The sequence below is a fragment of the Tardiphaga sp. 866_E4_N1_4 genome, assembly GCF_052076075.1.
GTDB classification, from domain to species: Bacteria; Pseudomonadota; Alphaproteobacteria; order Rhizobiales; family Xanthobacteraceae; genus Tardiphaga; species Tardiphaga robiniae.
In genome coordinates this window covers 5,904,807-5,924,497 of sequence record NZ_CP197242.1, presented here as the reverse complement: position 1 = coordinate 5,924,497, position 19,691 = coordinate 5,904,807, and the positions used below count along the sequence as shown (strand labels likewise).

Sequence of the window (19,691 nt, the reverse complement as noted above, 5' to 3'; positions counted from 1 at the left end):
GGGTCGGATGTGGCGGAGATTATCTGGCGAAGTCCATCAACTGATCGGAGATCTCGTCCATCGAGCGGGCGATGAACCAGTCCATCTGCACCCAGGTCTGCTCATTGTTGCGCAGAACATAGGCGGCGACGGACGGCACCCGGTTGGCCATGGCCGTGGACAGCAGCAGGCGCGTCGCCAGACGCGAGAAGATCAGATGCGGAATGAGGCTCAGTTCTTCCGCCGTCAGATCGGCGATGGAGAGATAGCCTTTCAGCAGATCGCGGCCATCGGCAAAGACATCGCCGTCCATCGCGACGGGCAACTGATTGAGCATCGCCGTCGATGCATCAATGGCGATCGCGGTGCGGACCGTGTCGCCGAAATCGATGATGCCGCTGACAAAACCCGGCAGCGACGCATCGACGACGACATTGGAGCGGGTAAAATCATTATGCAGCACCTGCATGCGGCACTGCTTGAGCCGGGTTTCGATGGCGGCGAAGCGCTCCAGTGCAGCCTCGACCTTGCGGCGCTGGCCGGCATCGGTGATTTCCGCCAGCAGATCGCGCAGCGTCAGCAGGTTCTTGACGTCCCATGCGACAACCCTTGAATCCGACGGATGGCTGAAATCGGCCAGCGCGAGGCGGAGCCGCGCCAGCAATTTGCCGATCTCGGCCCGACCCGACGCCGTGGACGGCACCTCGCTGAGAGGCTGGCCTTCGAGATAGGACATCATCCGCACCTGCCGGCGCTGGCCGGCACGATCCAGATAATTGAAATGCCGCTCGCCCTTGTCGTTGGGAATGACGCGCGGCACCGGCAGATCGGGCGCACGCGCCGCGACGTGATCGAGCACCTGCACCTGCAGATCAATCTCGGGAATGTCCTCGATGGGGTTCGCAACCTTCAGGATAAAGCGCGGCCCGCTTGCCGGCGCGATTCGGAAGGTGTCGTCCTTCTCGGTGGCAAAGCGCGTGGGACGGCCTTCGATGCCAAAACGCTCGCGGGCGAGATCGACGGCCTCATCATCCGTCATATTTATATACGATGCCGCGAGTCCGCCCTGCATTGCACCCGGACGCGCGGAAGGCTCAAATGTCACCTGAACTGATCCATCTCGATTCGGAACCCGGCACGTCGCGGCCGGTACGCGCGACCATAGCAATGCTGTTCCCGCTTGTCAGGGCGTCCGCGCGGATGCGGGCATTTTCGACGAATTAAGCCCGTATTTTCTGCCTTTGCTGCCCATTTGGGCATGGATGCCACGGAAGCCACATCCATCGCATATGCGCGGCATCGATGCGCCGGGCGCCGTCAACGCCTATGGCGTGGGCCGACCGACGATACAGCAGGCGACGGCGTAAGCGCCGTTGCGGTGGCCTTGGCTATCTGCCCTTGGCGGCGCCAGGCCGCACATCGCTGATCGGCACACAGCTCTTCTTGCGACGCTGGTTGTTCGGCGCACCTTGCACCTTCAGCACCTTGCCCGCCGAACACGAACCGTTGTCGACGAACACGGTCGCATACGGATCCATCATCAAAGGTTCGAAGGAGAGAAATTTTTGCGCGAAACACGGCTGGGCGACGGCCGTCAGGAACAGTCCAAGTAGAATAGTACGCACGACGATTATCTCACATAGATGACAAGACCGCCGATGATCACCAGGGCCGCGATAGCAAGAACATGGGCGCATGCGATCGAAACCGCCTCAAGGGCGGAACCGACCTTCTGCCTGAGCTTCGACTCCTTGAATCGGAGCATAGGCATGCGAGACGCCACTTGCGCCTTGAAACGAGAGTCAGTCAATGAGCAGTCCCCAAATGCCGGCGCAAGATGTGTCCCACTTTGCCGACGAGCAAAGACTTGCGGTCAAATGAGGCGACAGTGAGTCAGGGTAACAGCCGACAATGATCGCCGAGATTCGTCGGTCAGTTGGATTCCATGATCCATGCCCTGCCCGCTTGCGCGACGGACGGCGCAACATCGCGGCCGCAGAACTCCGCAGCGCGTTCGAATTGTTCCTGAATTTCCGATGTTACCACCCCATTTGCGGCATCGAGTTCCCGCAGCGAGATGGTCGATGTGAAGGTTCCGGCAAAACAGCTGCAGAACTTTTTGGAATCGCTCGAAGGTTTGTTCGGCCGCTTGCGAAAGTGGTTCGAACAGCTTGTTTCCAGATTGTTCGCCATCTGATCAATTTCGTTCGCATAGATCGGGGACGCGATCACGGCGGCAAGTGCCAGTATAAATGTAGTTTGTCTCATAGTGCGATCATAACCTCGGTACTCCAGCAACGCATCGTCACTCTGTCGTCATCCTCAGGTTCCACGGGAGAAAGCTCGTGCTCACGCGCCTGTGTTCGGTATTCCGACATTCGGGGTTGAATTGTTGCAATTGTGACGGTTGAACAAATGAGCCGCATTGGCGATGTTCGCGGATGGGGGGATGCCGAAAGTGATTGTGATTCTGCGATCTGCGGTCTGAGCGCCGCATTATTCGCTTATTCAATGGGTTCTCTGCTACGCGACGATCTCGGCATTTCCAGCAGACATGTCAGGTCGATAACGCTACACTGTCCGGGATTGATTGCGCTGTTGCTTGCGCTCGAATTCCTGAGCACCAACTGGACCACGCCGTTGCAGGATCGCGGCATGCCCCACAGGGACGCCTTCATGGACAAGATCGCTCCGCATAAAGTCACGAAAGCCGATATCGTCTTCTCCGTCGGCCGCGGTCTCGTGATGGCCGCAGCTATCATCGGGGCTACATATTTCCTTGGAAGCTGGTATCTCGGCGGCAGCGACCTGGAATCGATCTATCAGACCGAAAGCTATAACGACGCCTCCACGACGCCGCGAATCGAACATGCGACTGCGCCCGGCACGACGGAGGAAGCGACGCAGTAAGACACTGCGCGCCTCCCCTTATCTGCGCAGATGCGCGAGCTAGTAAGCCACCGCTTGCGGCCGCCCGACGCCGCTATAGAGAAATCCGTTCCGCGTCACTTCATCCGGCGAATAGATGTTGCGGAGATCGATGATCACCGGACAGGCCATGATCGCCGCCATCTCCTTCAGATCGAGCGCGCGGAACTGCTCCCATTCGGTGACGATGACCATGGCGTGACACCCGCGGGCGCATTCATAGGGGCCCTCGCAAAAGGTGACATTTTCGAACACCTTCTTCGCCTGCTCCATGCCCACGGGATCATAGACCCGCACCTCGGCGCCCATATCCTGCAGCGCCGTGATCAACGGGATCGACGGCGCGTCGCGCATGTCGTCGGTATTCGGCTTGAAAGTCACACCGAGAATGGCGATGGACTTGCCGCGCAGATTGCCGCCGAAGGCATGCGCCACCTTGCGTGCCATGGCGCGCTTGCGCTGGTCGTTGACGGCAACCACGGTCTCGACGATGCGCAGCGGCGCTTCGTAATCCTGGCCCGTCTTGATCAGTGCCAGCGTGTCCTTCGGAAAACATGAGCCGCCATAGCCCGGTCCGGCGTGCAGGAACTTCAGGCCGATCCGGTTGTCGAGGCCGATGCCCCGCGCGACTTCCTGCACATTGGCACCGACCTTCTCGGCGAGATCGGCGATCTCGTTAATGAAGGCCACCTTGGTCGCCAAGAACGAGTTGGCGGCGTATTTGGTCAGTTCGGCCGTGCGGCGATCCGTATACATGATCGGCGACGAGTTGAGGTGCAGCGGCCGGTAGACTTCCGCCATGACATCCTTGGCGCGCTGATCGCTGGAACCGATCACGATACGGTCGGGATGTTTGAAGTCTCTGATAGCCGCGCCTTCGCGCAGAAATTCCGGATTCGAGACCACGGCGAATTCGGCGTCCGGGTTCTCCTCGCGAATGATGCGCTCGACCTCGTCGCCGGAACCGACCGGCACCGTCGACTTGTTGACCACCACGGTGAACTTCTTGATGGCTTTTGCGATCTCGCGCGCCGCTGCATAGACATAGGACAGGTCCGCATGGCCGTCACCGCGCCGCGACGGCGTGCCGACGGCGATGAACACCACCTCGGCTGCACCGACGGCGGATGTGACATCGGTGACGAATTTCAGCCGTCCCTGCTTGGCATTGCTCGCGACCAGCGCATCGAGACCAGGCTCATGGATCGGAATCTCGCCGTTGTTCAGCGCGTCGATCTTTCCCTGATCGGTATCGACGCAGGTGACGTGATGGCCGAAGTCCGAAAAGCACGCCCCCGACACGAGCCCCACATAGCCAGCGCCAATCATGGCAATTCGCATTGCATGTCCTGTCTTGTAAACAGTCCGCGGTCAGAACGACCCGGACATCCCCCGAGAATTCCGCATGCGCCTCAGCTGTTGAGGATCAACTCGCCGTCGAGATGCTGCGGAAAGAAAAAGAAGTTGTTGACGTAAGCTTGCCCGGGTTTACGGCCACCATTGGGCAGCAGCGCATCGGCGTCCTGCATTTCCCCGGCGTTGAAATGATCGATGGAGATCACCTCGTCGTCCTGGAGGAAAAAGCCGCGATAGGATTTGTCGCGAAAGAAATCGAACACCGAGCGCGTCGCCTCGGCACGGTGACGATCCTCTGCCTCGACAAGGAAGACCGGCTGGCACCGGTCGATCAGGCCGACGGCTCCATGCAAGACGCTCAACTCGTGCCCCTCGACGTCCACCTTCACGAAGGACACGTCCTCGCGCACGACACCATCGAGACGCGCCAACGGAACATGCGTCGTGATCAGTTGCTTCACCGACGGCTCATATTGCTGTTCGAGCGATGCCCGCCCGTAAACAAGGCCATCCTCGCCTTGCGGTGTGTAGAGCTCGGCATCGCCTTCATGATCCGAGAGAGCCACTTCATGAATGCGGACATTGGACGCGGAGGTGCGCCGGAGGAGATCGGCCATCTCATGCGACGGCTCGAACGCATGGACCTGACCGGACAACCGCGCCAGTTGCTGGGTATAGAGACCGCAATTGGCGCCGACATCCACCGTGACGGCACCCTGCGGCACGATCTTGTCGAGATAGGCCAGTTCACGCTCCGCCGACTTGGGACGCTTCAGGAAGCGCCAGCGCAGATACATCGACGGGAAAGCGTCTTTCAGAAGCTGCTTGGTCCGTTGCGTCGCCGTCATGGCTGTCACCCTTCGTTCGAGGCTGGTTTCAAGGCAAAACAATTCCGGGCGCCGGACGGAGGTCCGCCAGCGCAATGTCTGCAATGTGTGGTTTGATCGATGCCGCCGCTCAATCGGTCGTGGGCATCAGAAGGCATTACCGGAGAGGAATTCGCGCCGGACCGTCTGCACGATGATCATGATGTCCATACGCATCGACCATTTCTCGATATATTCGAGGTCGTAATCGATGCGCGAGATCGCCCGGGGCGCCTCCACGGTGCTGCCCCGGCAGCCGCTCACCTGGGCCAGACCGGTGATGCCGGGCCGTGCGCTGTGACGCGTAAAGTAATACGGCACGAGATCTTCATAGAGCACGTTGGCGGCCAGCATGCCCGGGACATGGGGCCGCGGCCCAACCAGAGACATATCGCCCTTGAGCACGTTGATCAGCTGCGGAATTTCGTCGAGGCTGGTCTTGCGCAGCAGCTTGCCGATCCGCGTCACCCGGGCGTCGCCTTCGACCGTCTGCTGAATGCCGCGCTTGTCGCCGGCATCGGTGCGCATCGAGCGGAACTTGTAGATCTTGAAGAAGCGGTTGCGGTAGCCGTAGCGATACTGGGTGAAGAACACCGGTCCCGGCGAGGTCGCCTTGATAATGATTGCGATCGTGATCAGCAGCGGCGCGAGAAACAGCAGGGCCGAGCCCGCGGCCGCAATGTCGAACAATCGCTTGGCAATCGACTCCGACGGCTCGCACCGGGCAACCTGGTTCGTCCGGCGGCTGCGATAGGCGCTGTTCCGATAGGACCCGTGGCCGGCAAACTCGACCGGCCGCACTGAAATGAACTGCCGCTCTTTCCAGAGCGGCGTCACCTTGTTGCGATCAAAACCAACTGAAACTGTAGAGGCCATGCTCTCGCTCCCTGCTGGAACTTTGGTGCGCGATAATCGAACAGAAACATGCCTATGTGGCAGGCATGCGAATTCAGAACCCTTCCCTTCGACGAACATTCGCAATTGCGAAACCATCTTCGTCGATCAGCAAGAACCTTCATCCCTGAAGATTTCTTAACTGTGCGAACGAATTAGGGCGGCAAAACGGTATTGGCGTGTAACATTACGCAGTCGCAATATTGATACAATTGTGCGGCGCGCAAAAATCTTTGTGCACGGAAGCGCTTAGATCGTTTTGTTAGTCTATTGCGCTGCATCACGCTCACAGCAGCCATGCAAAATAATTACACGACGCAGATCGATGAATTGCATCGCGTCGCTGTGAGATCGGGTGCATGATCTCTGCAATTAACAAATAGCCACCAAGCGGCAATCGATTCGAGCTTGATTTTTCACTCGATACTAAAGCGCACCCATTATGTTGCGCACTGAGACTGCTCACTCCGCCAGATATTTCGGCATCGCCATGGTCGCTCGACGAACACCTCAGATGACTACAGGGGACATTTCATTTCCCCCGCGCGCGATCGCCGTGGATAAGGCGGCGATCTCAAGCCCTGTGGACAGTTCTACCAGCGATGTGCACAACGCATCTGGCCGCAAACTGCGAAACAGACTTCTTCTTATCAATGCAGCCGTCTGGGTCGCTGTGATCGTCGCCGTTCGCATCATTTTCTTCTGAGCTCATCGCTATCCCCAAAGCTTTATGAGTCCCAAGGCGTTGCGCGGCCGATTGAATTTGACCGCGACGGTTCCCTGATCGTAGCTTGCGCGAAATGCCGCGCTCCCTCTCCAGGTCAGATTCGAACAAGGCGGCACTGCCGCCCGATACGCGTATCTATGCCATCGGTGACATTCACGGACGCGCCGACCTGCTGCAGGAAACCATCGCGCGCATCGATGAGGACATCCGACGTCGCCCAATCACCTATGCGGCGGAAGTCTATATCGGCGATTACATCGATCGTGGCGCAGATTCGAAAGGTGTGATCGATTTGCTGGCAGTCCGCATGGTGCACAACCATGCAATCTGCCTACGCGGCAATCACGAAGCCATCATGGAAGACTTCCTGGAGGATGCCAGCGTGCTTGAGCACTGGCGCCAACTGGGCGGACTTCAGACTCTCGCGTCCTATGGCGTTTCTCCATCGCGCACGGCAACGGCGCGCGATGTACAGAACGCCTTTCGCGCCGCATTCCCTCCGGCACATGACGCTTTCTTGCGTTGCCTGCGGAACAATATCAGATGCGGCGACTTCTTGTTCGTTCACGCGGGCATTCGTCCCAATGTTCCGCTGTCGTCTCAAGATCCGCATGATCTGATGTGGATCAGGGACGAGTTTCTGAATTCAAAGCGCAGTCATGGCGTCTATGTGGTGCACGGACACACACCGGTTCCCCATGCAGATATTAGAGATAACCGTGTGAATATTGACACAAGTGCGTGGCGCAGCGGCATCCTCACGTGCATTGCCATCGAAGGCACAGAGATTCTGGTTCTCTAAGAAGACATTAGTACGCAATCTGCGCACTCTCTGAGTACGCCACATTCTTTCGCCGTTTTTTGCCGGACACTCTCGCGCAATTGTCGTCTGCATCAATTGTCATCGAATTGATGCAGATGATCACATTGATGTTGTGTTGGGGGTCTACCATGTTGCGAACGAACCGATGCGCCGGCATTTTGATAGTACCGGTGCTTTCATTTTTCCTTGCTGGCGTCGCTCCGTCGATCGCGCTGGCACAGGACCAGCGGGTTTCTGCGGCTTCGCCGTCAGGCACCTATCTTCTTGGACCGACTGACCGCGTTCGTCTGAAGGTCTATGGCGAAGCTGATATCACCGGTGAATATGAAGTCGACAGCAACGGATTTGTATCGATTCCCCTTGCGGGCCACGTGAAGGCCGCAGGCCTGACCACACGGCAATTAGAGAAGGGCATCTCCTCCGCGTTGGCCAAGGGAATCGTGCGAGACCCACGCGTGAATGTGGAAATCGCACTGTATCGCCCCTTCTATATCCTCGGCGAAGTGAAGAAGAGCGGCGAATACCCTTATCGCATGGGCCTGACCGTGATGGACGCCGTCGCAACTGCCGGTGGATTCACCTATCGCGCCAATGAGAACAAAGTGTATTTGCGGCGATCGGGCTCAACGGTCGAAGAGATCTATGCGCTCGATGCGCCAGTCCTGGTATTTCCCGGCGACAATGTGCGTGTCCCAGAACGATACTTCTGAACTCATCATTTTTGATTTTGTCTGATGTGTAGTGACCGATGCGCGCCTTCATGTCGCGCGTCGCCATAGTCTCGACTTTTTGCGGTGCGTATTCTTGTGCAGTGCGACGAACTTTACTTCGTACTTCGCATTGTGGGCAGCAAAGAGAAGGGCGTTTCATCAGACGAGTGTTGAGTGCGCTAGTGGGGGCGCGACATTCATCACGGGCTTGCTGAGTTTGTAAGCGCCGGGATGAATTTCTAAGCGGCAATCAAGTCTCGACGACAATTCGATAGCGGAGGAATGCATGTCCTTCGCAAGGGATGAGTGATGAAATGTACGTTTGTATCAGCAGGATCGGATGCGATCGGCGAAGGACCGGAGGGGCTGCGGCCGATTCCCGTCACGCGCCGCACTCTCCGTATCGCGCCATGGCCGGTCACGGCGATTCTGCTTGGTATTGCATCACCCGCCAATGCTCAGGCGATCCCGGCAACCAGCGACGAGCTCGCGCCGCCCTGGAATGCGCAACGGATTTTCGAACCGTCCGCGCTGCCCGATCTGGTCGACCGGGATAACCGCGAAGCAATAGCGCCAGAGGACATGCCAGTAAAAAAGCGACAGCAACCTGGTTATGAACCCGTCGGCATCCGCCAGGGATCCTGGATGTTCAACCCGTCGCTGATGACGGGCGCGCTCTATGACAGCAATGTGTTTGCCTCGAACACCCAGAAGCGCGGCGACGTCGCAGCGGTGATCGAACCCAGCCTGCGTGCGCACACGCTGTGGGAGCGACACGGCATCGACATCAAGCTCAATTCACGAACCACGGCCTATAATGAAAATTCGAGCCTCGACCAGACCGATGTGAGCCTGAAGGGCGCCGGCTGGATCGATATCGCCAACGACATGGTCGTGCTGGGCAGTTTCCAGATCGCGCATCTCAATGAGGGTGTGGGTTCGCTGAGCTCGCCTTCCAATGCCGTGACACCGACGCCTTATAATCTGATGTCCGGCGACCTGACCGTCCGCAAGGAATTCAACCGGCTGGCGACATCGATCGGCGCACGCGTCGACTCGTACGATTACGGCACGGCGCGCGCGCAGGATGGCAGTCTGATCGACCAGAGCAGCCGCGACGGCCAGATCTATGCGCTTCACGGCCGCGTCGATTATGCGTTCTCGCCTGTGCTCGGCTGGTTCGGCGGCGTCGAAGGCAACCAGCGCAACATCCGCGGCGTGCCCGGGCAGACGCTGGACTCCACCGGCTATCGCGCTTTGTCCGGCTTGACCGTCGGTTTCGGCAATCTGCTCCGCGGCGAGTTCGGCGGCGGCTATGTCGAGCAGCGCTTCGACAATCCTCTGATCGGCACCGTCGACGGACCGTCCTATCGCGCCAAGCTCACATGGAGCCCGACGCGATTGATGGACATCCACGTCAAGGCCGAACAGCTGGTCACGCAGACATCCGATACCAGCTCGACCGGCGTGCTGGCCAATGCGGTGCAGGTCGGCGTCGACTACGAACTGCGTCGCAACGTCATCCTGTCGCTGGCGGGCGCCTATGAGATCGATCGTTTCTTCGGCCAGGCCCGCAAGGACCGCGTGACCACGACCAATGCCAGCGTGAAGTATTTGATGAACCGCTTCAGCGCGATCTCGGCCTATCACCGCTACACATCGCGCGACAGCGATATACCCACCTTCAGTTACGACAAACACCAGGTAGGGCTCAATGTTACAGCGCAATTTTGATCAGCCTTATCCGGCGGCACCGGAACCGGTTCCGACCGCCGTTGCCGGTTGGCAGGCGCCGACCGTCGATCTCCGGGAAATGGCGCGCATCCTGCGCCGGCGCTGGCGCGCGGTCGTGCTGCCCGCCGCCGTGCTCGGTGGTATCGCCCTCGCTTATGTGGCGACGGCGACCACACTCTATACTGCGAACTCCACCGTACTGGTCGATCCCCGGCGCGCCAATGTGGTCGAAACCAATCAATCGGTGCTGACCAATTTCGGCACGGACGATGCGACCATCGAAAGCCAGACGCTGCTGATCCAGTCGCTCACGATCCTGCAGCGCGTGGTCGACAAGTTGAAGCTGACGCAGGATCTCGAGTTCATGCCAAAGCCCGGCCTGCTCGATCCGATCCGCAATCTGTTCCGCAGCAGCAGCCCGGTCGATGGCGTGAGCCCCGAAGACGCCGCGCGTGCATACTCTATATATCTGCTCCAGCGCCGCATGAAGGTGACACGACAAGGCACGACATTCTTGGTCGATATCGCCGTCAGCTCGGAATCGCCGCAGAAAGCCGCGACCATAGCCAATGCGGTGGCTGACGCCTATTTCGAGGAACAGGTCCGCGCCAAATTCGACGCGACGCGCATCGCAGCCAAATGGCTCGGCGGCCAGATCGATGCGCTGAAGAACCGCGTCGTCACCTCCGAACAGGCCGTCGCGGACTATCGTTCCGCCAATAACCTCGCGGTCTCGCAGGGCGTGACGGTCAACGACCAGCAGATCACCGATCTCAACAGCAAGCTGATTGCTGCCCGGGTGCAGACCGCCGAGGCGCGTGCCAAGTTCGATCAGGTGCAACAATTGGCGAAAACCGGCGGCGATGCCGGCGGGCTCAATGCCGCCGTCTCCTCGGAGATGGTGACCAAGCTGCGCGCGCAATATGCCGATATCGCCAAGAACGAAGCCGACCTGACCAGCAAATATGGTCCGCGGCATCCGCAGGTCGCCAATGTGCGGGCACAGCTCAAGGACACGCAGCGGCTGATCAACGAGGAAATCGGGCGCATCGTGCAGGGCACGGCGCATGATTATGACGTTGCGAAATCGCGCGAGGCGTCGCTGCAGGACAGTTTCGACAAGCTGCAGGGCGTCTCCAGCACGTCCGGTCAGGCCGTGGTCCGGCTGCATGAGCTGCAGCGCGAGGCCGAGGCCAACCGCACGCTCTATGAGTCATATCTGGCGCGCTCGAAGGAGACGACGGCGCAGGAAAGCCTGGAGATGCCGGACTCCCGCATCGTCAGCTTTGCCAGCATCCCGCTCAAGCCCTCCGCACCGAAGACGATGCTTATTCTCGGCTTTGCGATCCTGCTCGGCCTCGGCGGCGGCACCGTGCTGGCATTCCTGACCGACTATCTCGACGGACGGATCAAGACGCTGGAACAGGCCGAAGAGATATCAGGCGTCCCCGCTCTGGCCGCTCTACCCTCGATCAGCAGTCGCGAACTCGCCGGGCGTGCCAAACGCGGCCGCACCGAACTCGGCAGTTACGATCCGCGCACCATGCGGCTGCTGCCGGCTGCATTGCAGCCACCACTGATGCGCTATGCCATCGAGGAGCCCGGCACATTCTTCGCCGAAGCGATCCGCGCCGTTCGTCTGGCAATCCAGCGCGCGCGCAAGATCGACACGGTCAAGGTCGTGCTGGTAACGTCGGGCCTCGAAAGTGAAGGCAAGACGACCTTCGCCGGCAATCTCGCACTGTCCTTTGCCACGCTGGGCATCAAGACGCTGCTGATCGACGGCGATCTGCGCAATCCCGGCCTGACCCGCGCCGTCAGCCCCAATGCCGATGCCGGCCTCCTGCAGGTGGCAACTGGCGAAGTGACGCTGGAGCGCGCCATCCTGCTCGATCGCAGCACCGGCCTCTCGATCCTGCCCTCGCCTGCCATCAAGGATGTCGATGCCATCACCGAGTTGATGTTCTCCGAGCAAATCGTCGAAATCCTCGACCGCCTGAAGTCGCACTATGAACTGATCATCATCGACTCGCCGCCGCTGATTCCGCTGGTCGACGGCCGCGCGCTGGCCGAACTCGCCGACCGAATTTTGCTGGCCATGGCCTGGAATCAGACACCGCGCGAAGTCGTCGCCCACACGATGGAGCTGCTGGCTCCGGTGCATGATCGCATTCTCGGCACCGTGCTGACCCAGGTCGATCTCAGCAAGATCCGCTTCTACGACTATTATCGCAGCTCGGCCTATCTGAAGCCCTATGGCGTTGCCGCCGCCAGTGCGGGAGCTGCGCGTTGACATTGGCCCGGACCGCGCCGCTCAGGCTGCATCGCAACGGCGCCGTCGCCGCGGCGGGCTCGCGTGCACGCGTTCCGCAACGACGCCAGATCGTCAACACCGCCCAACTCATTAATTTAATGATCGTCAGCGTGCTGCTGGGCGCCATCGTCGCGATCTTCACGCTGTCCGGCGGCGTTCTGACCAATCTCAAGATCCATTACCTGACACCCGGCGGCAATTTTCTCGAGAAATTGCACCCCGGCACCTATGCGACATTCATCGCAACGCTTTTGCTGCTGATGCGCGACGGTGACCCGATCGGCGAGATCAACCGCGCCTTCACGGACGCCAAGCTTTTGCTGGTGCATCTGTTCTGCTGGTTCGTCCTGCTGATCCAGATGTTCGTGCTGGAACGCCCGTTCACGGTCATCATCGACACGTTCCTGCTGCCAGTGCTGCTGTGCCTGCTGATCTGGCGGCTGACGCCGGCGCAGCGGCGGCCGCTGGTCTGGGCCATCCATGCGACACTGCTGCTCAACATCCTGATTGGCTATTACGAATATTTCTCCGGCCATCGCATCATTCCGCTGACACTCGGCAGCGTGCTGGTGGTCGGTGAATGGCGCTCGGCTGCGCTCCTCGGCCATCCGCTGACGGCCTCGGGCATCGTCGGCGCCTATATCATGGCGCTGGTGCTGCGACCGGCCATCTGCCCGCCGATCATCATCCGCGTGCCATTGATCGCCTTCGGTCTGGGCTCGCTGATGGCCTTCGGCGGCCGTACCGCACTGATGACAGTATTGTTCGTGTTGGCTTGCCTCGGTCTGCTTGAGACGATCCGGCTGATCCGGGGCAAGCGCGTGCCGCTGCTGTTCGCTGTCGGCGCAATCTGCTTTCTTTTTGCGGCGGCAGGCGTCGTGTTTGCTGCGCTCTATCTCGGCATCTTCGACAAGATGCTGCTGCGCTTCTCGTCGGACAAAGGCAGCGCCCTGGCTCGCTTTGCGACCTTCGACATGCTCAATCATTTCCAGTGGAGCGAACTGATCCTCGGACCCAATCCGGTTCGCGTGAACGCGCTGCAGTCGCAGCTCGGTTTGAATTATGGCATCGAGAATTTCTGGGTGTCCTGCATCGTGCAATTCGGCCTGATCCACACCATCCTGATCACGCTCGGCCTGACCTGCTTCTTCATCGAACTGCTGCGCCGGTCGGACCGAGCAGCCTTCGCCATCTTGCTGCTGATCCTGATGATTGCGGCAAGTTCGGTGAGTTTCTCGTCGAAGAACATTCAGCTGGCGCAGCTCGTTCTACTCATTGCGCTGCTGTTGCCGCGCGAACGCGCGCCGGCCGTGGCGCCACCCCGCTATGTCCATCAGCGGCCGCCGATGGCGGCCCCGCATGTCCGCGCCGTCCCCCGGGATCAGGAGTTTGCATGACTATCTATGTCGATCACACCCATCTCGGACGCCATGTGACCGGACTCGAACGGATCACACTGGAGCTGTTCTCGGAACAGGCGCTGGCGCCGCTCGATGTCGTGCCCATCACCTCGCGCGGCACCGGCCAGATGGTGGCGACGCAGACTTTCGGTCTGCCGATGCGCCTGGCGTCTCCCTCGTCGTTCCTGCTGTGCCCCGGTTTTCCGCCAAGCCCGCTGCTGCGGATGTTTTCATCACGTGTGCTGCCCTATATGCACGACGACTTCCTGCTGACGCGACAGGCCGATCTCAATTCCCGCGCGCGACTCTATATGGCGACGCCTTTCAAGATCGCGCTTAAAAACTATCCGCGCTTCCTGACCAATTCGCGCGACACCCAGCGCAAGCTCGCCGAGCATTGTCGCCCCGACGCCGAGATCACGCTGTATCGCCCGCCGGTGCGCAACGTGTTCAAGCTGGAATCCGCCGAGCGCGCCGAGCGCGAACCCGAGACGTCGCCGTTGCGCGTCGTGGCCCTCGGCACCGTGGAGCCACGCAAGAACTTCATCGCCGCAGCCAATATCGTACGTGAATTGCGCCAGCACGGTTTTCCCGGCGCCACCCTCGACATCGTTGGCCGCAAAGGCTGGGGCGATGACTGGAAGACGCTGGAGCGCATGTCATGCGTGACCTTACATGGGTATCAGTCATCCGAGAACGTGGCGCGCATTCTCAATGAGGCCGATATTTTCCTGTGTACCTCGCATGATGAAGGTCTCGGCTTGCCCCTGCTCGAAGCCCAATATGCCGGCCTGCCGATCGTGGCGCCGAATGCCCCCGTCTTCCATGAAGTATTGGGCACATCCGGCATCTTCATCGATCCGTCGGACCACGGCACCGCAGCGTCACAGATCGGCGGGGCTATCGCGGCTTCTCAGTGGCGCAGGCAGTATGTTGCGGCAGCTACCGAGAACCTCGCGCGCTGGAACGCGCTGGCAGCGAGCGACCACGACATCGTCATCGACCTGATCGCCGAACTCGCCGGCGGGCAACTGGGCGGCCGTCGTTCGGCGGCAAAGCCCAACGTCGCGCATTAGGATCGTGACGCCGGCGTCCATGCCGGATCGGGGCCACGCTTGGCCCGTTCAACAGGGGACATGCTTCTTGCAGGATATCGACACCAGCACACGGCATCTGGACGGGCTGCGCATCGTTGCGGCCAGCGCCGTCGTGGTCCTGCACTATTCGGATTACATCAAGGAACTGCCAATTGGTCGCTTCATGGTGGACCACACCTGGCACTTCAATCTGTTCGTCGATCTGTTCTTCGTCATCTCCGGCTTCGTCATTGCCAGCCAGTATCTGGCGAAAGTTGGCTCACCCGCCGCGGTCGGCCGCTTCCTGTGGCGGCGCCTGGCGCGGATCTATCCGCTGCATCTGGCGACGCTGGCTTTCTATATCCTGATCGCACTGGCGCTTCATGCGGGCATCGCCAAGACCGACAACCCGGCGCGCTATCCATTCTCCGATCTGCCGGCGCAGTTCCTGCTGCTGCACGCCATCGATGGCGACCGGCTGACCTTCAATTTTCCGAGCTGGTCGCTGTCGGCAGAGTTCTTCTGCTACGTGTTGTTTCCGCTGATGGTGCTGACGATCGCGCGGAGCAGGACGGTGATTGTGGCCCTCGTCGTGCTGCCGCTGCTGGCCAACAGCATCTATGCCGTTGCCATGGGCACCGAGCCCTGGCCTGACTGGATCAATAAGGGCGGCGCCTTCCGCGCCTTGCCTGCCTTCAATCTCGGCATCGCCTGCTGGCTGTTTCGCGACCGGATTGCCCGGCTTCCGGCGATACCGGGCCTGCTGACCACGGCCCTCGTCCTGTTCCTGATCTTCGGCGCGCAGCTTCCGATCATGGCAGCACTGGCAGTCATCTATCTCATCGCTGCACTCGCCATTCATCACGACCTCTCCAGCCAGACCACCCTGTTCTCGCGCCTTGGCTTTGAGCGCTGGTCCTCGCTGACCTATTCCTCCTACATGCTGCATATTCCGGTCGCGACCGTCGTCCTCACGCTGGCGGCACGCTTCCTTGCCCCCGTCATTCCCGGTGGCAAGCTCACCCTGGTGCCGCTGGCCGTCGCCGTTCTTGCCGCTGCCAGCATTCTGTCCCTGCGTTATTTCGAGACGCCCATGCGGCGCGCTCTCAATGAGGCTTATGATCGCCATTTCAGCACGCGAATTGCCGCGGCGACGGTGCCAAGGCAGACGTGACCTGATGGTGGATGCAACGCAGACAATGTCCGGGACGGCGCGGCCGCTGGCTCAAACGAGGACGGCCAGCCGGGATGTGGCCATCGACAGCATGCGCGGCCTCGCCATTCTGATGGTGATCGGCATCCATTCGCTGCAGCAACCGCTCGATGCATCGTGGAAGACCATGCTCGATGCGGCGTTGCGTCCCTGTGTGCCGATCTTCCTGTTCGCGTCCGGCTATCTGACCGCGCTGTCGGGCCGCGTTCCACTCGGCAAGCGCGTCATGGCCGCATTGATCCCCTATGCGATCGCTTTCGCTGCGGCCTATCTCTACATGGCGCTGCAGAACCCGGCGATGGATCACCGCCCAACGACAACGGCTGCGCGTTTCGTGCTCGCTTACGTGTTCGTGTATTATTATGTCTTCGTCTATCTCGGCTGTACGCTCATGCTCTGGCTGACCCTGTGGTTTGCCCATCGTGAGCCGACCCAAGCCAATGAGCGACTGCGCCTCGTCCTGATGCTCGCCCTCGCCTTCGGCCTGATCATCGGCAGCTACGTCGATCCCCTGCTGATCCAGCGCGGACTGTCCGATGGGCTGATCGAGGAAGTGCGCATGCGCGATATCCCATTCTGGTTCAGCTTCGTGGCCCTGGGAATGCTGGTCGCCGGATCGACGGCGCGGCTGGCCCTTCCGCGGATGCGCCTGACACTCACTGCCGCGGCACTGCTGGCCTATGTGATCTATGCGGCAGCGAGACTGCTCAAGATCGGCGACGCCGCCGATTATGATTCGATGGCGTTCTTCGGCTATGCCGCAGCGCTCTGCGTCCTGTTGCTCGCACTCGGCATCCGCGCGCCGGTCCTGGCCCTGCTCGGGTCCGGCAGCTACTTCATCTATCTCTGGCATATTTTCATTGTCATGGCCTTGCGCGATCATGGCGGACTGCGCCAGTTCGGCCCGGTTGCGGGGACATTTCTGATGTATGCCATCACCGTCGCCTTGAGCCTTGTCGCGTTGCTCGCCGTGCAACGATGGGCGCCGCCGCGCGCGGCCCGCTGGCTCGGAGCCTGACCATGCTGCTGAAGCGCACGATCCTTTATCTTCCCGCTCAGATCGTCGGGCCGATGTTCCAGCTGATCGCGATGATCGTGTGGACCCATGTGGTCAACGAGCATACGCTGGGTGTGATCACGCTGATCACGGCAACGCATGAGCTGCTGCAGATCGCGTTCCTCGCGTGGTGGTCGCAATATGCGCTGCGCTTCTTCGGCCGCTATCAGGACGGCGAACAGGCCGAACGCTTCTATCGCACCGAGAATGTCGTCATTCTTGTTTCGCTGGTGTTGCAGAGCGCCGCCGTGATCGGCGTGCTCTATACGGTCATCGCGACTGACACCAACCCGGCGCTGCTCGGCGCCACAATCGCTTATGTCATCAGCCGCTCGCTCAATCTCTATATCGCTGAACGCGCCCGGGTCCGGCACCAGATCGGCGTCTATTCGATCCAGCAGATCGTCGGGCCGTCGATCGGCTTCATTCTTGGCCTGATACTCATCAAGCTGATCGGCCCATCGCCGGAATGGCCGCTGCTGGGCTATGCCGCCGCGCAGCTCTTTGCCGCTTTGGTCGTCCTGCCCCACACCGGCTACAGCCACCGCCTGTGGCCGATCGATCGCGAGATCATTCGCCATGCGGTGAGCTACGGCATTCCGCTGATTATCGGTGGCGCGCTGGGCTGGGTCGGCCTCAATGCGTCGCGCTTTATCGTCAACGACATGCTCGGCGTTGCCGCCGCCGGTCTCTTTGCCGTTGGTTATGGTCTGGGCCAACGCGCCGCGGCAGTGGCCGCGATGCTGGTGACGGCAGCGGCTTTCCCGCTGGCGGTCAAGAGCATGGAGCAAGGCGGCAGCAAGGCTGCGATGCGCCAGCTTGCCGATAACAGTGCACTGCTCATCGGCATTCTGGCGCCGAGCATTGCGGGCATTTTCCTGCTACGAGCCGAGATCGTGCACCTGCTGATCGCCACGCCGTTTCAGCAGGTGACGCTGGCGATTCTCCCTCTCTCGGCCCTAGCCGGTTCGATCCGCAACATCCGCGCCCATTTCGGCGACCAGGTGTTTCTCCTGCACAGCAAGACCCAGCTGATGATCGTGGTCTCCAGCATCGACGCGCTGGTGACGATCGTGGCGAGCTTCATCTGTATCCACTATTGGGGACTCGTTGGCGCAGCCGGCGCGACAGTGCTGTCCGCCATCGCTGCGGCATTGACCAGCTTCATCATCGGCTTTTCGAAATTCGGCCTGACCCTGCCCTGGGCGCATCTCGCCCGCATCGTCCTCGCAACCGGGGCCATGGCGGCACTGCTGACGCAACTGCCGGAAGCGCCAAACCATGTCCTGCTGGCGGCACATGTCGCCGCAGGCGCGGCGATCTACATGTTGGCCCTTGCCATCCTTTACGGGCCGACGTTGCTTCGGATGCTGCGCCGGCAGCCGCAACTCTCGGAGCTCTAATGTCGTGAAATCGTCACGACCGTTTGGCGGTCTCCAGTGCACGGGCCATTGCGTACCACAGCGGCTTTTTCTGCATGTTCTCATCGAACGGCAGCGGCCGTGGCAGTCGTTCTGCGAGAGGATTCTTCTTTCTCGCGGCGTCCGTATAGAATGAATAGTGATCGGACAGCTGCCACGCGATCACGGCCTTGACCGCCGGGACCTGTAGCACCGTCTCGAGGAATTTCCCGCCGGTCTCCGCAATCATCTTGTCGCGCGTGGCAACATCATCAGGGAAGGTGTCGTCGCGGACATCGAATTCGGTGATGTAGATGTCGACCTTACGTTCGGCGAGCGCGTGGACGAATTCGAGAAACCGCTGAGGATCATGGGGATAGCGCGGCTGCAAGTGGCCCTGTAGGCCGACCACATCAAGCCGGACGCCGGCATGCTGCAACTCGTCGACCAGACGCAACAATCCGGCGCGCACCGCGAGACCGACATCATCATCGCGTTCCGCCTGTGCCTCATTGAGCACAAGTTTAGTCTTCTTATCCACAGCACCAGCCCGCGCGAAGGCGCGCCTGATATAATCAGTGCCGAAGGCATCGTACCACGGGCCAAGGCGATAGCCGCCGGGTGCCTTGTGACCGGGCCAGAACGGCTCATTCACGACGTCCCATGACTGCAATTGGCCGGCATAACGTCCGGCGACTTCATCGATATAACTATCAAAGAAGGCCTGCCGCTCGGTGTTGCTAATGGACTTGATCCACTGCGGAACCCATTCGTTCCAGATCAGACAATGACCGCGCATGGGAATGCGATTGCTCGCACAAAATTGTAGCAATCGATCGGCGCTCTCGAATCGCTTCGGACCCGCCATCGGCGCAAGCGTGCCCATTTTCAGAGCGATGTCCGTCGTTATAATTTTCGTCTGTGTTGTGTAAAGCTCACGATATCCGACATCCTTGTCGATCACCGGCCCTGCAGCCGCGCCAAACATCAAACCATTTTTTGCCGCAATTGTACCAAGGCTCTGCGTTTGCGTTGCGCCGACTGCATGTCGTTGCATAGCAAGCGTCGCGCCGGCGATGACTGCGAGCGACTTTCTCCTTGAACATTCGAACATATCCACTCTCCATCGATTCAAAATCGTGACTGCTATCTTTTCGATGTTGCGCGACAGCATCGCCATCGTTGCGTCGCAATAGTTCGTTTTGATGTCCATC

Annotated in this window: 18 protein-coding genes; 10 read left to right on the top strand and 8 right to left on the bottom strand. The window is 60.2% G+C overall.

Features of this window, described 5'->3' with window-relative positions; genetic code table 11:
* Positions 1–19: 19 nt before the first annotated feature.
* The 4 genes from AB8B20_RS28550 to AB8B20_RS28535 all read right to left on the bottom strand — a co-directional run bounded on the left by AB8B20_RS28550 (position 20) and on the right by AB8B20_RS28535 (position 2,172).
* Entirely contained in the window at positions 20–1,018 is a 999-nt protein-coding gene (locus tag AB8B20_RS28550; protein WP_439073726.1) for a phosphotransferase, read from the bottom strand.
* A gap of 349 nt (positions 1,019–1,367) precedes the next feature.
* Positions 1,368–1,604, bottom strand: coding sequence for a DUF6719 family protein (locus AB8B20_RS28545; protein ID WP_439073728.1), 237 nt, complete (start codon positions 1,602–1,604; stop codon positions 1,368–1,370).
* Between the two features lie 5 nt (positions 1,605–1,609).
* Positions 1,610–1,750 carry a hypothetical protein gene (locus tag AB8B20_RS28540; RefSeq protein ID WP_439073730.1) on the bottom strand — a complete coding sequence of 47 codons (141 nt, stop codon included), beginning with the start codon at positions 1,748–1,750 and terminating at the stop codon, positions 1,610–1,612.
* A 161-nt stretch (positions 1,751–1,911) separates the two neighbouring features.
* On the bottom strand, positions 1,912–2,172 hold the full coding sequence (locus AB8B20_RS28535) for a hypothetical protein (protein WP_141137206.1): 261 nt from the start codon (positions 2,170–2,172) through the stop codon (positions 1,912–1,914).
* Positions 2,173–2,490: 318 nt separating this feature from the next.
* Here AB8B20_RS28535 and AB8B20_RS28530 point away from each other — a divergent pair, with 318 nt between their 5' ends.
* Entirely contained in the window at positions 2,491–2,889 is a 399-nt protein-coding gene (locus AB8B20_RS28530) for a hypothetical protein (RefSeq protein WP_439073732.1), read from the top strand.
* 39 nt (positions 2,890–2,928) lie between these two features.
* Here AB8B20_RS28530 and AB8B20_RS28525 read toward each other — a convergent pair whose 3' ends face one another.
* The 3 genes from AB8B20_RS28525 to AB8B20_RS28515 all read right to left on the bottom strand — a co-directional run bounded on the left by AB8B20_RS28525 (position 2,929) and on the right by AB8B20_RS28515 (position 6,005).
* On the bottom strand, positions 2,929–4,248 hold the full coding sequence (locus tag AB8B20_RS28525; RefSeq protein WP_089268057.1) for a UDP-glucose dehydrogenase family protein: 1,320 nt from the start codon (positions 4,246–4,248) through the stop codon (positions 2,929–2,931).
* A 71-nt stretch (positions 4,249–4,319) separates the two neighbouring features.
* Positions 4,320–5,111, bottom strand: coding sequence for an FkbM family methyltransferase (locus AB8B20_RS28520; protein WP_089268058.1), 792 nt, complete (start codon positions 5,109–5,111; stop codon positions 4,320–4,322).
* 126 nt (positions 5,112–5,237) lie between these two features.
* Entirely contained in the window at positions 5,238–6,005 is a 768-nt protein-coding gene (locus tag AB8B20_RS28515) for a sugar transferase (RefSeq protein ID WP_068738572.1), read from the bottom strand.
* A gap of 818 nt (positions 6,006–6,823) precedes the next feature.
* On the opposite strand from AB8B20_RS28515, the gene AB8B20_RS28510 reads away from it, so the two are divergent.
* From AB8B20_RS28510 to AB8B20_RS28470, 9 genes are all read left to right on the top strand, one after another.
* Positions 6,824–7,552: a metallophosphoesterase gene (locus tag AB8B20_RS28510; protein ID WP_439074059.1), complete on the top strand. Its 729-nt coding sequence runs from the start codon at positions 6,824–6,826 to the stop codon at positions 7,550–7,552.
* A gap of 191 nt (positions 7,553–7,743) precedes the next feature.
* Positions 7,744–8,283, top strand: coding sequence for a polysaccharide biosynthesis/export family protein (locus AB8B20_RS28505; RefSeq protein ID WP_439073734.1), 540 nt, complete (start codon positions 7,744–7,746; stop codon positions 8,281–8,283).
* A 309-nt stretch (positions 8,284–8,592) separates the two neighbouring features.
* Complete coding sequence (locus tag AB8B20_RS28500) at positions 8,593–10,017, top strand: outer membrane beta-barrel protein (protein WP_439073736.1); 1,425 nt, start codon at positions 8,593–8,595, stop codon at positions 10,015–10,017.
* On the top strand, positions 9,998–12,310 hold the full coding sequence (locus tag AB8B20_RS28495) for a GumC family protein (RefSeq protein WP_439073738.1): 2,313 nt from the start codon (positions 9,998–10,000) through the stop codon (positions 12,308–12,310). The genes AB8B20_RS28500 and AB8B20_RS28495 overlap by 20 nt, the downstream gene beginning before the upstream one ends.
* On the top strand, positions 12,307–13,728 hold the full coding sequence (locus tag AB8B20_RS28490) for a VpsF family polysaccharide biosynthesis protein (protein ID WP_439073740.1): 1,422 nt from the start codon (positions 12,307–12,309) through the stop codon (positions 13,726–13,728). The genes AB8B20_RS28495 and AB8B20_RS28490 overlap by 4 nt, the downstream gene beginning before the upstream one ends.
* Positions 13,725–14,807, top strand: a complete 1,083-nt coding sequence (locus AB8B20_RS28485; RefSeq protein ID WP_439073742.1) for a glycosyltransferase family 4 protein — start codon at positions 13,725–13,727, stop codon at positions 14,805–14,807. Before AB8B20_RS28490 ends, AB8B20_RS28485 begins: the two co-directional genes overlap by 4 nt.
* A gap of 67 nt (positions 14,808–14,874) precedes the next feature.
* Positions 14,875–15,981: an acyltransferase family protein gene (locus tag AB8B20_RS28480; protein WP_439073744.1), complete on the top strand. Its 1,107-nt coding sequence runs from the start codon at positions 14,875–14,877 to the stop codon at positions 15,979–15,981.
* A gap of 4 nt (positions 15,982–15,985) precedes the next feature.
* A complete protein-coding gene (locus AB8B20_RS28475) occupies positions 15,986–17,038 on the top strand; it encodes an acyltransferase family protein (protein WP_439073746.1) in 1,053 nt (350 codons plus the stop codon).
* 2 nt (positions 17,039–17,040) lie between these two features.
* A complete protein-coding gene (locus AB8B20_RS28470; RefSeq protein ID WP_439073748.1) occupies positions 17,041–18,480 on the top strand; it encodes a lipopolysaccharide biosynthesis protein in 1,440 nt (479 codons plus the stop codon).
* Positions 18,481–18,493: 13 nt separating this feature from the next.
* Here the strand turns inward: AB8B20_RS28470 and AB8B20_RS28465 are convergent, their stop codons facing one another.
* Complete coding sequence (locus tag AB8B20_RS28465) at positions 18,494–19,690, bottom strand: endo-1,4-beta-xylanase (protein WP_439073750.1); 1,197 nt, start codon at positions 19,688–19,690, stop codon at positions 18,494–18,496.
* Between the last annotated feature and the right edge of the window lies 1 nt (position 19,691).